Consider the following 15,869-nt stretch of genomic DNA (forward strand, 5'->3'; position numbering starts at 1 on the left):
GCATTTTTGTTAACGTTAACAATTTGTTGAGAAACACGATTATAGAAGGGATGAGAAAGTAATGACTAAAGCGTTTTTAGACGAAAACTTTTTGTTGAGCAATCCAACGGCTGAAATCTTGTATCATCAGTACGCCAAGGATATGCCGATTATTGACTATCATTGTCATTTAAGTCCACAAGAAATTTATGAAAATAAAGCGTTCAAGAATATTACGGAAGCTTGGTTGTACGGAGACCATTACAAGTGGAGACTTATGCGGGCCAATGGGGTTGAGGAACGCCTGATTACGGGGGATGGCGAAGATTATGACAAGTTTATGGCTTGGGCCAAAACCGTACCTACACTAATCGGCAATCCGCTGTACCATTGGACGCATTTGGAGCTTCAACGCTTTTTTGGTGTCTTTGAGCTGCTGAATGAACAGAACGCACCAGTGATCTGGGAAAAGGTAAACCAAAAGCTGCAGGGAAAAGGCTTTGGCGCACGTGATCTGATTGTGAACTCGAAGGTAACTGTGGTGTGCACCACGGATGATCCGACAGACCATCTCGAATACCACAAACAAATCAGCAAGCTGACCGATTTCCCAGTCGCAGTGTTGCCAAGCTTTCGTCCCGACAAGGCTTTGGAGATAAATCGCGAAACTTTCCGGCCTTGGGTGGCTCGGTTGGGTGAAGTCAGCGGACTGGATGTTTCTGGCCTGGAAGGATTTTTGAATGCGCTGGCGAGCCGGGTGCGCCATTTCCATGCTGCCGGAGGCCGAGTATCTGATCATGCGCTGGATACTGTAGTCTATGAAGAAACGACACGGGAGGAAGCTGCAGCCATATTCAATAAGGCGCTGGAGGAAGGCCATGTGACTCCTTTAGAGGAGGCGAAATATAAATCGTACGTTCTGGTTTTCCTTGGCAAACAGTATGCAGAACATGGCTGGGCTATGCAATACCATATCCACGCACTGCGTAATAACAACACTACTATGTTCCGTCAATTGGGACCGGATACAGGCTACGATGCCGTAAATGATGGCTCTATCGCTCGTCCATTGGCGGCATTGCTGGACGCACAGGAGCTGGCAGGAGGATTACCGAGAACCATTTTGTATTCGCTTAATTCGGTTGATTATCCAGTACTGGCAAGTCTCGCGGGTTGTTTCCAATCCGGTGGAAATGTGGGGAAAATCCAGTTTGGCACGGCATGGTGGTATAACGACCATATCGAAGGTATGCAGGAGCAGATGAAGTTGCTGGCTAACTACGGGGTGCTGTCCCGCTTTATTGGTATGCTGACGGATTCCCGCAGCTTCCTCTCCTACACACGCCATGAATATTTCCGCCGTATACTCTGTGACTTAATTGGAACGTGGGTTCAGGAGGGTAAGGCGCCTGAGGATCTGGAGCTGCTCGGAGCCATGGTACAAAACATTTGCTACAACAACGCCGAGCAATATTTTAATTTCCCAACGGTTGTTCATAGTAAGTGAAACTACGCCCTAAGGCGAGGACTCACTAACTTCATAAGAAAGGGCTCTTACCGGGAGCTTGTTTCAAAACTCCCGGTAAGAGCAATTAAAAATAAAATAGTTATCAACTGAGGATTTTGCAAAATCCAGAACTAATTTTGTGAAATTAATTACAAACAAAGAGGAGTGTGTAGGTATGGGAGTGCCTATCGTGCAGGAGAACGTCCAAACTGACAACAAGACAGGCGAGCATATTAGCCTGAAAGAAAAGATTTCGTATGGTATGGGTGACTTTGGAAACGGATTCATGTTTGATTTGGGGCAGTTGTATTTGCTGAAATTTTTTACAGATGTAGCAGGGGTTTCTGCAGGAGCCGCCGCAGGCATTTTCTTGGTCAGCAAGCTATTTGCCGCCGTCTGTGATCCCATTGTCGGGTCCTTTGTTGATTATCGCAAACATATCGGTACACGTGGAAAATTTAGACCTTTTCTTATTGTTGGAAGCGTTATCCTTGCAATTCTTACGGTTCTAACCTTTATATCGCCGAATATTTCACCCACAGGAAAACTCATTTACGCCTATGCGTCCTATATGATCTGGGGGATCGGCTACTCTATTGTAAATATTCCATACGGCTCGCTAGGTGCCGCTATTACACAGGATACTCATCAGCGTGCTTCATTGTCATCTTTCCGTCAGGCGGGATCGCTGGGCGCATTATTCGTCACCAGTGTCGTTGTCATGCCGCTTATTTTACTATTTCCTAACCACCATGTTGGCTATCCGGTTGTGATGGGGATTATGTCACTCATTGGTGTGATCGCTTTCATCATATGTTACCGAGGAACGAAAGAACGTATTATTAGCCAGTCCGGGCCAAAAGAGAAGCTATCTATAGGCGTTATTGTGCATACTTTTACGAATAACAAGCCTTTGCTGGTGCTCGTTTTGATGACGATTTTCACTATATCCGCGTACAATATTAAGTCCGCTCTGCTGATCTATTTTGCCGAATATAACTTGGGGCATGTAGAGTTAATGGCTTATATGAATTTTATTATTATCGGTTCGTCGCTACTGGGTGTATTGTTCCTGCCCAAGCTGGTACGGCGTTTCGGTAAACGAAAAACAGCCATACTGGGGATGCTGGTTAGTGTCATTGCCGACTCCATTAACTTTTTTATGCCTTCAAATGTATACATTTTCACAATCCTGGCCAGTATTTCGTTCATTGGTATTAGTATTCCTAATGGGGTGACCTGGGCATTCGTGTCCGATATTATTGATTATGGCGAATGGTCATCTGGAGAGCGTAAAGAAGGGATTACTTACTCGTTATTTAACTTTTCACGTAAGTTGGCTCAATCCTTGTCTGGCTTTCTATCGGGTATTGGACTAGCGCTCATCGGGTATGTTCCGAATGTGGTTCAGTCCTCTGGAACCCTGCTTGGGATCAAAGCATTACTTTGTCTCTATCCGGCTGTTGCCCTGGCTTTGGCCATGCTGGTCATCGGTAAAATGTACAAGCTGACGGACAGCAGACATGCAGAAATGGTTCGAGAATTACAGCGTCGACATGCGGACAACCGCGTATAATTTGTGAAAGTCTTCTTTTCCGGGCGGCTCCTGTGGTATGGTGGGTATATAATTTTTTTTAGAGCCTCACTAAGGAAAGGATACGTATATGGCAGCTACCATTAAAGACATTGCCAAATTGGCTAATGTTTCCCATACAACCGTCTCCCGGGCGCTCAATAACAGCCCGCTGATTAAAGAAGATACGAAACGCAAAATTATGGAGTTGGCAGAGCAACTCAATTACATTCCAAATTTTAATGCCAAAAGCCTAGTTCTCCAGCGCTCGCATACGATTGGCCTGTTTTTCACCAGTATTTCAGAAGGCACCAGCTCCAGTTTTTTTGCCGATACCATCCGCGGTGTTAATCATGTCATTGGGGTAGATTACAATCTGTTTGTGCGAGGAATTGACGATTACGCTGATTTTTCGGCCATACACCGCAAGCGTTTTGATGGTATCATTCTGATGAGCCAGAGCGAGGCGGACAACCCTTTTATTTATCATGTGCTCGGTCAAGGCATTCCGCTTGTTGTTCTGAATCGGCAGGTGTCCGGGGCGGGGATTGTAAACGTGATTTCTAATGATAAAGAAGGGTCCTATGAAGCGGTCTCCTTTCTCGTTGAAAGTGGGCATGAACGCATTGCGATCATCGAAGGGGTAGAAGGCTTCAAGTCTACCCAGCAACGCCGCGAGGGTTTTATGAATGCGTTGATTGATAGTGGTAAGCCCATTCGACATGAATATATCGTGCAAGGTCATTATGATACTGAAAGTGGTAGCCAGGCAATGAAGCAATTGCTTTCCTTGCAGGAGCCGCCGACAGCGGTATTTTGCTCTAACGATGATATGGCTATTGGGGCAATGAATGCGGTATTCGAAAACGGCTTGAAGGTACCAGAGGATATCTCTGTCATTGGTTTTGACGATATCGGGTTCTCAATGTATACGACTCCACCGTTAACAACAGTCAAAAGACCGATTGAGCAGATTAGCGAGCGCGGAGCCGCCTGCATTCTGGAACGAATTCAGTCACCGTCCAATGAGGGCGAGCTTATATTTATGGAGACCGCGCTCATGAAGCGGAAATCAACGGCAGGCAAACCACACTAAGTTTCGTTTGATTAACAGGCAGGCCAAAGGGGCAGAAACCATGCTAGATATATGGTTTCTGCCCCTTTTAGGCTGAAATGCGTTCTGCCTCGTTTATATTTAACGAAAGAGATTGGTTTTAGCCAGTTCTATAATCTCGTCACCACGTCCGTTCAGCATCGCTTTCATCATCCACAGTGTAAATCCTTCTGCTTGTTTAAGATTAATTTTGGGTGGCATGGATAGCTCCTGACGGTTCACCATCACGTCTACCACAACAGGGCCATCATGAGCCAATGCTTGCTGAATGGCATCTTCCAGCATGGTCGGATCTTCAACCCGGATGCCCTTGAGTCCCATGGCTTGCGCTACAGCACCAAAATCAGGATTCACCAGTTCAGTACCGTTTTCCAGAAATCCGGCCGCTTTCATTTCCAGCTCGACAAAACCGAGAGCGCCATTATTGAAAACAATGACTTTGATAGGCAGATGATGCTGCTTCAGGGTGAGCAGGTCGCCCATCAGCATCGTGAGTCCGCCATCGCCTGAGAGGGCAATCACTTGTCGGTCAGGCTCAGTGGCCTGTGCTCCAATCGCTTGTGGTAACGCATTTGCCATCGTACCATGGTTGAACGATCCGAGAAGCCGGCGCTGACCGTTCATCTGCAAATAACGCGCCGCCCATACAGTGGGAGTACCGACATCACAGGTGAAAATAGCATTTTCCTGCGCGACGTCACTGATGACCTTGGCGAGATATTGCGGATGGATCGGCGTATGACCTGGTTTACCGACAGCAAGGTCATCCAACTCCTGGCGTACCTTGGTATAGTGGGAGACGGTTTTCTCTAGATGCTTGGAATCATGCTCTGATGTTAAATGCGGTAGCAGCATTTCCAACGTGGCTTTTACATCCCCACATAAACCATACGTTAACGGAGTACGTCTGCCAAGATGGGCTGGCTCTATATCTACCTGTAGGACAATCGCATCTTCAGGGTAAAATTGTCTGTAAGGGAAGTCTGTTCCGAGCATAAGTAGGACGTCACAATCCATCATCGCATGGTACCCGGAAGAATACCCGATTAGTCCCGTTAATCCAGCATAATAAGGGTTGTCATACTCCAGATATTCCTTGCCTCGCAGAGCGGATACCATGGGGGATTTTAACTTGTCACATAGCTGCATGAGCAATTCATGAGATTGTGAACAGCCGGCGCCGCATAGTAGCGTAATTCGTTTGCCTTGATTCAAATATTCGGCCAGTCGGGAAATTTCGGAAGCTGACGGATGCACTACAGGTGTAGTGGGATGGTAGACATGTTCAGGGACGGGTACCTTTTCCGCCCCCAATGCTGCTACATCACCGGGAAGAACAATGACGGAGACACCTGAACGTGAAACTGCCTGTTGAATGGCCATGGTCACCGTTCTGGGAATTTGACGCGGTGTCGTAATAACTTCACAGAAGTGACTGCATTCTCCGAAAAGATGTTCAGGATGCGTCGCTTGAAAATATTCGCTTCCGATTTCGTCGCTTGGAATGTGAGCGGCAATAGCCAGTACAGGCACACGATTGCGGTGACAATCATATAAACCATTAATCAGATGCAAATTTCCGGGACCACTGCTTCCGGCACATACAGCAATGCTGCCACTAAGGTCAGCATCCGCTCCGGCTGCAAAGGCAGCCACTTCTTCGTGCCTTACATGAATCCATTCGATTTGACCATTGCTGCGAATGGAATCCACCATATTATTTAGAGAATCTCCAACAATGCCATAAATCCGCTTGACCCCTGCATTGACCAAAACTTGTACAATAGTATCTGCAATTGTCTTCATAGATGTTCCTCCTGCCTAGTAAGTAGTGTTATCCTGCCCGTGCTTTCTTGCGTCTATTCTCCTGAAAAGTATATAAGGACAAGGTCTCGGATAGGGTGATAGTTAGCCTTAACCGTCTTGGCTCAGCAGCGAAACAACAGAAAGAGGTCCATATACTTGCTGGTTGTTATGCAAAACTCTTATGTTAACGTGTTCATATTATTGTCATTATTATTTTTATAAAGTAAAAATGTTGAGAAAACTATTTTGTTAACGTGTGCATTATGCTAAAATAACGTTGAAATCATTATGGTAATAGTGGGAGGATACTCCGGATGAAAAAAGTAGATGCATTAGATCAATTAAACAGAAAAAGCTTTATCGTTACAGACCCGCATCCTGTGAGGGTGATGCAATTCGGGGAAGGGAACTTTCTGCGTGCTTTTGTAGACTGGCAATTTGACAAAATGAATAAGCTGGCAGAATGGAATACGGGAGTTGTGATTGTACAACCGCAGCCAGGAGGCCTCGTGGAGAAGCTTAACGAGCAGGATGACCTGTATACGGTTATTCTTGAAGGGATTAAGGATGGGAAGGCCATGAAGGAGCATACCGTTGTGGAGTGCGTCTCTCGTGGGATTAATCCGTACGGCTCGGACTTTTTGGAGTATGAAGCACTATCCCAAAAGCCGGAGCTGCGTTTTGTTGTGTCGAATACGACGGAAGCGGGGATCGCTTATGCCCCAGACGATCAGCTAGAAGATCGTCCGCAAAAGAGCTTCCCGGGCAAACTGGCTGCCTTTCTGTATAAGCGCTTTCAATTTTTTGGGGGCGATCAGAGCAAGGGATTGGTCATCATTCCATGCGAGCTCATCGACCGTAATGGAGACGCTCTCAAGGAAATCGTACTGAAATATGCGGACCAATGGAAGCTTGGAGCTGAGTTTATTGCATGGATAGAGGAAGCAAATACGTTCTGCAACAGTTTGGTGGATCGAATTGTACCTGGTTATCCCAAAGACCGAATTCATGAAATCCAAGCGGAATTGGGTTACAAGGACGATTTGGTTGTTGTGGGCGAACAGTATCATTTATGGGTTATTGAAGGGCCACAGTGGCTTAAAGAGGAATTACCTGCTCATTTGGCCGGATTGAATGTCCTGATTGTCGACGATATGGCGCCATATCGTACACGGAAAGTGCGTATTTTGAATGGAGCACATACGGCGCTTACACCTGTAGCTTATTTATATGGCCTGGACACAGTGGGGCAGGCGGTTGAGCATGATATTATGGGCAGTTTTATCCAGTCGCTGATTCGAGAAGAAATTATTCCGACGCTGGACTCACCAGAAGCGGAATTGAATGTATATGCCGACGATGTTATTGAGCGGTTCCGTAATCCATATGTAAGTCATTATGTTATGAGTATTGCGTTGAATTCGGTGTCAAAGTTCAAGACACGGAACTTGCCATCCTTGCTCCAGTATGTAGAACAACGTAAGGAGCTGCCTGCCAAAATCGTGTTTTCACTGGCGTCCTTACTCGTATTTTACCGGGGTGATAGAAATGGCGAGTCGATTGCGTTGGCAGACGAAGCTGAAGTGTTGAGCACGTTTGGTGAACTGTGGAGTAAATATGACGGTACTCTCGCCGGGGCGAAGCAATTGACTGAGCGGGTACTCGGCAAGCAAACATGGTGGGGTCAAGATTTGAACCAGATCGAAGGGCTGGCTGAACAAACGGCACAGCACGTGTATGAAATTACAAGCAGAGGAATGAAGGAGACGCTCGATTCTCTAACCGGGAACAGCGTGCCCAGAGCATAAGCAAGGAGGAAACCGGAATGCTGGAATTCATTCAAATTCATAATCAAGATAACGTGGCTGTCGCCTTGCGTGATTACAAGCAGGGAGAAACACTGGCATGGGGAGCACAAGAAGAACAACGGGTGGAGCTAGCCGAGGATGTAGCACGTGGGCATAAAATCGCCTTGCAGGATATACCTGTAGGTGGGCATGTTCTGAAATACGGATATCCCATCGGTCATGCCATTCAGCCCATTCAGGCAGGTCAGCATGTGCATACGCATAATACGAAGACGAACCTGACAGGCGTAGAAGAGTACACTTATAAGCCTAAGCCAGCTCCTCATTTATATGAACAGGAGAGTCGTACGTTTCAAGGGTTTCGGCGAAAGGACGGTCGTGTGGGGATTCGCAATGAGTTGTGGATTGTGCCGACGGTCGGCTGTGTGAACGGGATCGCTGAACTTATTTTAAACCGTTTCAAGCAGGAAGTGGGAGATATTTCACCTTTTGAAAATGCACTTGTGCTCAAGCATAACTATGGTTGTTCTCAGTTGGGTGACGATCATGCACATACGCGCACGATTTTGATCGATGCCGTGAAACATGCGAACGCAGGTGGCGTACTTGTACTGGGTTTGGGCTGTGAAAACAATGAAATGAAAGAATTTAAGGAAGCCATCGGGGAATATGATTCGGAGCGGGTAAAGTTTTTGCTTTCCCAAGATGTGTCGGATGAAGTAGAGGAAGGGGTAAGGTTGCTTCATGAAATTTTTGCGGCCGTGCAAGAAGATCGGCGGGAACCTGTACCATTGTCTGAGCTGAACATCGGCTTGAAATGCGGTGGATCTGATGGCTTATCGGGTATTACTGCCAACCCACTACTCGGACGATTGTCGGATTATATGGCAGCGCAAGGTGGAACAACGGTATTGACAGAAGTACCTGAAATGTTCGGCGCGGAAACGATTTTAATGGAGCGCGCTGCCGATGAGCAAGTATTTGGTAAGATCGTACATCTGATTAACGATTTCAAACAATATTTTCTGGATTACAAGCAGCCAGTATACGAAAATCCGTCACCGGGCAATAAAGCAGGGGGCATTACGACGCTGGAGGATAAATCACTGGGCTGTACGCAAAAATCCGGGTCTTCCACGGTCACTGATGTCATTCAGTACGGGGAACGTCTCAAGACCAAGGGACTCAACCTGCTCAGCGCGCCGGGCAACGATCTAGTGGCATCTTCAGCTCTCGCCGCAGCGGGCTGCCAACTCGTCATTTTCACAACTGGACGCGGTACGCCGTTTGGCTCCTTTGTTCCGACGATGAAGGTATCAACCAACTCGCCGTTATATAAGGCTAAACCTCATTGGATCGACTATAACGCCGGTTCATTGGTGGAGGATGTCAGTATGGAAGATGCGCTCCGCAACTTTGTCGATTACATCGTCGATGTAGCCAGCGGAACATGGGTGAACAATGAGAAAAACAATTTCAGGGAGCTCGCTATTTTTAAAAACGGTGTTACGTTGTAAAAGGCTGTAGTCTAAGGGAGGCGGAATTACTCCGCTTCCTTTTTTGTGTTTGTATGCTTCTAAATAGGCATGTTAGACTTACTGCAAAACATGCAATATCGATATTTAAATAAGGGGGAAGTACCGTGCAAAATGAAATTGTTGCTTATCGGGAAGAAAATCATGATCAACTCGTTGATATTTGGCAGCGGGCTGTACGCCGGACGCACACATTTTTGGCGGAAGAGGACATTCAATTTTATCATCATATCGTACGCAATGGTGTTTTAAGAGAACTTGAAGTTTGGATGGAATGGAATACAAGTCAAGAACCAACAGGTTTTATCGGGCTGGACGGATTAAAAATAGAGATGCTGTTTGTGGACCCTGAACACCATGGGCAGGGCATAGGCAGCCGACTCATCCAGCATGCTGAAAAAATAAAAGGGAAACACCTCAAAGTGGACGTGAATGAGCAGAACGAGAAAGCGTATGCTTTCTACAGACATTACGGCTTTGTACAAACGGCGCGTTCTGCACTGGATGGATCAGGTAGGGCATTTCCTTTGCTTCACATGGAATTGAACAAGTGAACGATCTACTTTCGTTGGTATTTTAAAAATGGAATATATTATCATAATGCACTTGTCATATGTTTGAATTCATGGTATAACTTAATTACGTAATAAATACGTAATTAAGTTATTTTTAGTTAAGGTTTAGAGCTTGCTTTTGTTTGGTGAATATAAAAAGTCAGACAAGGAGGCGGGAATAGTGGATGATCTTGTTCACTCCGACATCACAGATCTAGACACACTTGTCAACATGATTAAGCTGTCTTTTTCATTTGCGGACGGTGCCAATATGATTGCTTTATGCGACCGGCTGTATAGCCATGTCAACCAAAAGTATCAGGAATTGCAGCTCTACAAAGCGCGCAAGAAACCTATACAACCCATACATACCAAACGGCCGCTAGTCTACTACTACGGCTACAGTCATCTCATGAAAGGCATGGCTTTCCAAAAACAGGGCAAGTATGAGGCCGCTCGCGATTGCATCGAAAAATATGCAGAATTGGGCTGGTTTAATGGTCTTGATCAATATGGGGAAGCAGAGGTGGAATATTACCGCTATGCTGCCAGAGCTAATTTGTATGCCCTTGATATTTTGTCAGGCCATGCCGAAGTGTTGCAGGAATATATCCAATTTCTTCGTAACAATCCGGAAGAGCTGTTACCGGGGCTTCTTTCCATCGTTGAGGGAGCGTCGAGATACGACTATTCTTTAGAGGCTGTGCTGGAATCATTTGCCGAACAAATTGAAGGTTTTAAATATTTTGAAGAGCCTGTGAATGTATCTTATTATTTTCGCTTCTGCTATCAACTGGCTCTTTACTATATCAAGCAACAACAGTTTACGGTTGCGTTGGGCTATATCCTGCAATCTCTCATGCTGTCCGATACCCTGGGTATGGAACATGAACATGAGTTTAGGAAATGTACCGCTGTATTTGAAATTTTCAGATCCCAAGCTACAGCAACACAGCAAGACCAATATATAACTATTTTAAAAGGAGTGTTAAAGGATGAAAAAATTGATTTCACGCCCTCTGTCGCTCAGTCTGTTTAGTTTGCTAGTGTTTGTTACAAGTCATGATCTCATCACGGTGTTTTATCATGGAGCCAATCATTAAGAAGGCAGAAGTACAGTAGAAAATTAGTTGTTTTAACAGGTAGGTAGTTGATTGGAAAATATGATGTGGAAGTACACCCAATAGCAAGTAAGCTCATTAAGGTCAGGGCTTACTTGCTATTTGGCGTATGATGAAGACCGATCATACCGTATATATAACGCGGTACATGTCCCAACAATATTTAAGCTGTCGTAGGTTTATGTAGTAAACCCTGTTCTGATGGATGCAATGAAATCCTTGTCTGTTGGTAAACCGGGAATGGTTCTTCCGTACTGTATGATCTGCTTTTTAACGCTGCATCCAGTGCCCGTAGCAAGGAACCTATAAATTGCTCTGGAGAAAAGAAAATGCTTTTTCCGACCATATGAATGTGAAGCTCGTTATGGTCACGGTTGCTTACGGACAGCAATATACCTTGACCTTGAAAACCCGTACCGATGGCGCGTATTTTGTTTATACCCGAGAGTAACATTTCCGTCTTCACCGCACGCCCCTGTTCCTCCACAAATACAGAAATCAGGCGTTTGTCTGTAACGATAACAATTTGGTTACCCCGAAATGTATGACTCAGGTGTAGAAAATCTTTATATACACCAATAGTCTGCTCATGCGGAGAAACAATCCCCATCCGTACAAACTCCTCCAGCTCAGTGACATCGGGTTCCTGATGATTTTTAATTCGTTTTTTGATACTGAACTGAATAGTCAGGATACCCAAGATAGCAATGAGAAAAGCACTAAGTCGGACGTTAAATATAAAGAACATCAGGACAATAAGGCCGCCTACTAACCACTGTCCCCAAGTTAGATAGCGCAGCTTTTGTTGTACCGTACGGCGATAATAACCGTAGCCCTTTCCCGGTTGATACTCTTTAGTAAACTTCGTCATACCACGCATCATGGTTAACCCATAGATTGATAAGACTGTCATCCCGAGTGACAGGAGCGTCATAAGCCATTCCTGAGCTGCAATGCCAACTAAAGTACACAGACCAAACATGATGAGCCCCGCCCAGCAAGCAAACTTTTTAATTCGAACCTGTTTCTGAATCGAACGAACCAATTCTTCCATTCTTAATCCTCCTGATCTAGGTATATAGGTAATGATTGGAATCACATATAGTCTTATCGTACCATCTGATAGTCTTTTTCGTAAATTAATAGATATGAAAATCCAAAGTATGGAAGAAAATTCTCGCCTATAGTCAGATCCCCACCTGAACTTTAGATACCAAAATCAAAAAATCCAGTACTACTCATACGAAGCAGAAGCCTTTAAAATAATAAATGTAAGTGCTTACATTACAAAGAAAGGAGGTCTTCGTATGAGTACAGGAGGGAAAAATCCGCAGCCACAGCCGCCGGTTCGATCGGGAAGAGGAGCATCACTAGCGCGCAAATGGGTTCAACAAAGACATTTGCAGACTATGGCGCTGCTTGGGGTGGTATGGATGATTATTTTCCATTACATTCCGATGTACGGTATTTTAATTGCGTTCAAACATTTTGACATCATTGGAACCATATCAAGCGCACCTTGGGCAGGGTTAGAGCATTTTCGGGCCTTTTTGGAGGATGATAACTTTTGGTACATTGTCAAAAACACACTGGGCATTAGCCTGCTCAAGCTGGCGATCGGGTTTCCGTTACCTATTGTATTTGCTCTGTTTCTGAATGAGATTCGGTCTACACGGTTCAAAAAATCTATTCAGACCATTTCGTACCTTCCGCACTTTTTATCTTGGGTCATTCTTGGCGGGATCTTAACGACGTGGCTGGCAGATACCGGGATGATCAATCAACTGTTGCTAGCCTGGGGGTGGATTGACCAGCCGATCAGTTATTTGGCAGAGCCGAGCTATTTTTGGGCTATCGTCGTTAGCTCGGATATCTGGAAAGAGCTTGGATGGTCAGCTATTATCTATTTGGCAGCCATGGCGGGGGTATCTACGGACATGTACGAAGCGGCCACCATTGACGGGGCCGGACGGTTTCAGAAAATGTGGTACGTCACACTTCCCGCTATCAAGGGGACCATATCCATTTTGTTTATTTTGGCGGTCAGCGGCATATTGAACTCCAACTTCGATCAAATTCTTGTCCTGCGTAACTCGCTGAATGAAAGTGCAAGTAATGTAGTTGATATTTATGTATATCAGGTGGGCATTCAGCAGGGCCGTTTCTCGTATTCTACCGCGGTGGGTTTGCTGAAATCGGTTCTTGCTCTCATTTTGCTGCTAATTGCCAATTCGGTGACCAAACGGGTGAATAATACATCCCTATTTTGAAGGAGGACGGGTGCATGCAGCTATTGCAACGTAGAACAGCAGGCGAAGCGATATTCGATTTCATGAACAACGTCTTCATGCTGATCATTTGTTTTGTGACATTGTATCCCGTGTGGTATGTGCTGGTGAACTCCTTTAACGAAGGAGCAGACGCTATGCGGGGTGGCATTTACTGGTGGCCGAGAGTCTTCAGTCTGGGCAGCTATCAGGCCGTATTTGCTAACAACGGTATTATGACTGCGATGGGAGTGACTATTGCCAAGACGCTTATCGGCACGATTGTTCATGTGTTTTTTACCGCTATGATTGCATATGCATATTCCCGTAAGGAGCTGATCGGGCGCAAGCTGTATATGCTGATTGGTACCATTACCCTGTTTTTCGGTGGGGGATTGATTCCAACGTATTTGCTGATTCGTGATCTCGGACTGCTGGACAGCTTTTGGGTGTACATCATTCCTGCGATGTTCAGCTTTTTTGATCTTATTATTTTTATGGCTTTTTTCCGAGAACTGCCGGATGCACTGGAAGAGGCGGCGAAAATAGACGGTGCGAATGATTTCGGTATCTTCTGCCGAATCGTGCTCCCTGTATCCATGCCGGTAGTAGCGACGATTGCGTTGTTTCATGGGGTATACCAGTGGAACGATTATTTTACTGGAATGATCTATATTAATAATACGGATCTTCAGCCGATTCAGACGTATTTGTACCGGGTTGTTGCCCAATCCAGCTCTAATCAAATGATGGCTGCTGCACCGGGGGGCGTTGCCCAGTCTGTCACTTCGCAATCGATCAAGCTGGCGACGATGGTCGTGACGACATTGCCCATTGTACTGGTATATCCTTTTCTGCAGAAGTATTTCGTCAAGGGTCTGATGATCGGATCGATCAAGGGTTAGCACATCATCCAAGGGGGAGATTTATGATGAATATTCGCAAATGGCAGAAAGGGCTGTTGGCCGTCGTGCTGCTGATAGGACCGCTCGCGGGGTGTACGTCCGGTGGAAGTGGCGCTGTCACGGAATTGAAGGACGAGAAAACTAAGGCTTCGGCAGATACGCCAGGCTGGAAGGCGGATACAGAGCCGATTACGTTTGACTGGTATTTGAATTTTTCCTGGTTCCCGAACAAGTGGGGAACGGATATGACCTCGAAGTATGTGACGCAAAAGACTGGGGTCAGCGTTAATTTTATCGTACCCGCAGGGAATGAAAATGAAAAACTGAATACCATGCTCGCCTCGGGCAAACTGCCTGATTTTGTCACGCTCAGTTGGGGGGAAGATGCGATCAAAAAAATGATCGAGGGCAAGATGGTGCTCCCACTTAACAAGTTGGCCGAGAAATATGATCCATATCTGATTAAAGTGGCAGACCCAGCTAAAATGTCATGGTATCGTCAAACGGACGGGAATGTATATGGGTATCCTAACGCGTCCTCTTCACCACAGGATTACCAAAAATACGGCCAAAATTTTGTCTCCAATCAAACGTTTATGGTTCGGAAGGATATGTACGAGGCGATTGGCAAGCCGGATATGAGAACACCAGAGGGATTCCTGAAAGCGCTTCAAAAAGCAAAGGAGAAATTCCCGGAGATAAACGGTCAACCGCTGATCCCGATAGGGTTCCACGAATTTACGGATAACGGAAATTATTCTTTTGAAGACTATTTACTTAATTTTTTAGCCGTTCCACATGAGAAGGACGGAAAGCTGTACGACCGTCGATCGGACGAAGAGTACATTCGCTGGCTCAAAACATTCCGTCAAGCCAATGAGCAGGGTCTGATCGCCAAGGACGTATTTATCGACAAACGTCCGCAAATGGAGGAGAAGGTGGCACAGGGACGGTATTTTGCCATGCTATATCAGCGCTCTGATTTTGCTACACAACAGGTGACGTTGCATGCGAAAGATCCCAACTCCGTCTACATTGCGGTGGATGGACCTTCCAACAGTAAGCTGGACCCGCCGACGCTGGCCGGGCCGGGCATTTCCGGGTGGACGGTGACGCTTATTTCGAAGGATGTCAAAGACAAGGAGCGGGCTATTGAATTTCTGACTTATCTGATTAGCGAGGAAGGGAATCGTGATCTGTATCTGGGGGAGCAGGGAAAGCTGTGGGACACAGTTAACGGTAAGCCAGCCTTCAAGCCGGAGGTACTGGAGCTGCTGAACAAGGATCGGTCTGCATTTGACAAAAAGTATGGCGCCTCCTTCACTTTCTGGATGCTGATGGATACAAATATGAATTTGCAGTGGGCGCCGCCCAGTGTCGAGCCGTATAAGCAGCCTGAAGATTGGACGAAAGGCAAGACCCACAGCTTCTCTCAATATGAGAATATCAAACCGACCGGAACCTCGGCAGAAGGCATTGCGTCAGGCCAGATAGACAAAATTTGGGGCAAGGCATTACCGAAACTGTTGCTGGCTTCCTCGGATGAGGAGTTCGATCGGCTGTTTGCCCGCTTTTTGGAAGACCGCAGAAAAGCAGGCTATGACAAGGTATTGGCTTATCAGCAAAAAGCCTATGAGGAAAACCTTAAGAAAATTGAACAGTTCACCAAATGATTTAATTCAATAACTTAATCTATTGAA

12 protein-coding genes are annotated in these 15,869 nt (G+C 45.8%); 10 read left to right on the forward strand and 2 right to left on the reverse strand.

What is annotated here, in order from left to right:
- Positions 1-61 precede the first annotated feature (61 nt).
- The 3 genes from uxaC (at position 62) to MKY98_RS11085 (ending at position 4,155) form a co-directional block, all read left to right on the forward strand.
- Entirely contained in the window at positions 62-1,486 is a 1,425-nt protein-coding gene (gene uxaC, locus MKY98_RS11075) for a glucuronate isomerase (protein ID WP_029519075.1), read from the forward strand.
- A gap of 175 nt (positions 1,487-1,661) precedes the next feature.
- Complete coding sequence (locus MKY98_RS11080; protein WP_069010229.1) at positions 1,662-3,062, forward strand: MFS transporter; 1,401 nt, start codon at positions 1,662-1,664, stop codon at positions 3,060-3,062.
- Positions 3,063-3,150: 88 nt separating this feature from the next.
- Positions 3,151-4,155 carry a LacI family DNA-binding transcriptional regulator gene (locus MKY98_RS11085; RefSeq protein WP_069010228.1) on the forward strand — a complete coding sequence of 335 codons (1,005 nt, stop codon included), beginning with the start codon at positions 3,151-3,153 and terminating at the stop codon, positions 4,153-4,155.
- Between the two features lie 99 nt (positions 4,156-4,254).
- On the opposite strand, the gene poxB is transcribed toward MKY98_RS11085, so the two are convergent.
- On the reverse strand, positions 4,255-5,979 hold the full coding sequence (gene poxB / locus MKY98_RS11090; RefSeq protein WP_069010227.1) for a ubiquinone-dependent pyruvate dehydrogenase: 1,725 nt from the start codon (positions 5,977-5,979) through the stop codon (positions 4,255-4,257).
- Between the two features lie 314 nt (positions 5,980-6,293).
- Between poxB and MKY98_RS11095 the strand changes: the two genes are divergently transcribed.
- The 4 genes from MKY98_RS11095 (at position 6,294) to MKY98_RS11110 (ending at position 10,915) form a co-directional block, all read left to right on the forward strand.
- A complete protein-coding gene (locus MKY98_RS11095) occupies positions 6,294-7,787 on the forward strand; it encodes a tagaturonate reductase (protein WP_029519081.1) in 1,494 nt (497 codons plus the stop codon).
- Positions 7,788-7,804: 17 nt separating this feature from the next.
- Entirely contained in the window at positions 7,805-9,304 is a 1,500-nt protein-coding gene (locus tag MKY98_RS11100) for a UxaA family hydrolase (RefSeq protein ID WP_069010226.1), read from the forward strand.
- Positions 9,305-9,429: 125 nt separating this feature from the next.
- Complete coding sequence (locus MKY98_RS11105) at positions 9,430-9,876, forward strand: acetyltransferase (protein WP_029519084.1); 447 nt, start codon at positions 9,430-9,432, stop codon at positions 9,874-9,876.
- Between the two features lie 181 nt (positions 9,877-10,057).
- Positions 10,058-10,915: a DNA-binding protein gene (locus MKY98_RS11110; RefSeq protein WP_165147354.1), complete on the forward strand. Its 858-nt coding sequence runs from the start codon at positions 10,058-10,060 to the stop codon at positions 10,913-10,915.
- Positions 10,916-11,160: 245 nt separating this feature from the next.
- Here MKY98_RS11110 and MKY98_RS11115 read toward each other — a convergent pair whose 3' ends face one another.
- Entirely contained in the window at positions 11,161-12,051 is an 891-nt protein-coding gene (locus tag MKY98_RS11115) for a hypothetical protein (protein ID WP_029519087.1), read from the reverse strand.
- A 253-nt stretch (positions 12,052-12,304) separates the two neighbouring features.
- On the opposite strand from MKY98_RS11115, the gene MKY98_RS11120 reads away from it, so the two are divergent.
- Genes MKY98_RS11120 through MKY98_RS11130 form a run of 3 tightly spaced genes read left to right on the forward strand, consistent with a single transcriptional unit; the run spans position 12,305 to position 15,842 of the window.
- Positions 12,305-13,267 (forward strand): ABC transporter permease, encoded by a 963-nt coding sequence (locus MKY98_RS11120; RefSeq protein ID WP_029519088.1) that lies wholly within the window; start codon positions 12,305-12,307, stop codon positions 13,265-13,267.
- A gap of 14 nt (positions 13,268-13,281) precedes the next feature.
- Positions 13,282-14,169, forward strand: coding sequence for a carbohydrate ABC transporter permease (locus tag MKY98_RS11125; RefSeq protein WP_029519089.1), 888 nt, complete (start codon positions 13,282-13,284; stop codon positions 14,167-14,169).
- A gap of 26 nt (positions 14,170-14,195) precedes the next feature.
- Positions 14,196-15,842, forward strand: a complete 1,647-nt coding sequence (locus tag MKY98_RS11130) for an extracellular solute-binding protein (protein WP_029519090.1) — start codon at positions 14,196-14,198, stop codon at positions 15,840-15,842.
- Positions 15,843-15,869 lie beyond the last annotated feature (27 nt).

The organism is Paenibacillus sp. FSL M8-0228 (assembly GCF_038007385.1).
GTDB lineage: Bacteria > Bacillota > Bacilli > Paenibacillales > Paenibacillaceae > Paenibacillus > Paenibacillus polymyxa_D.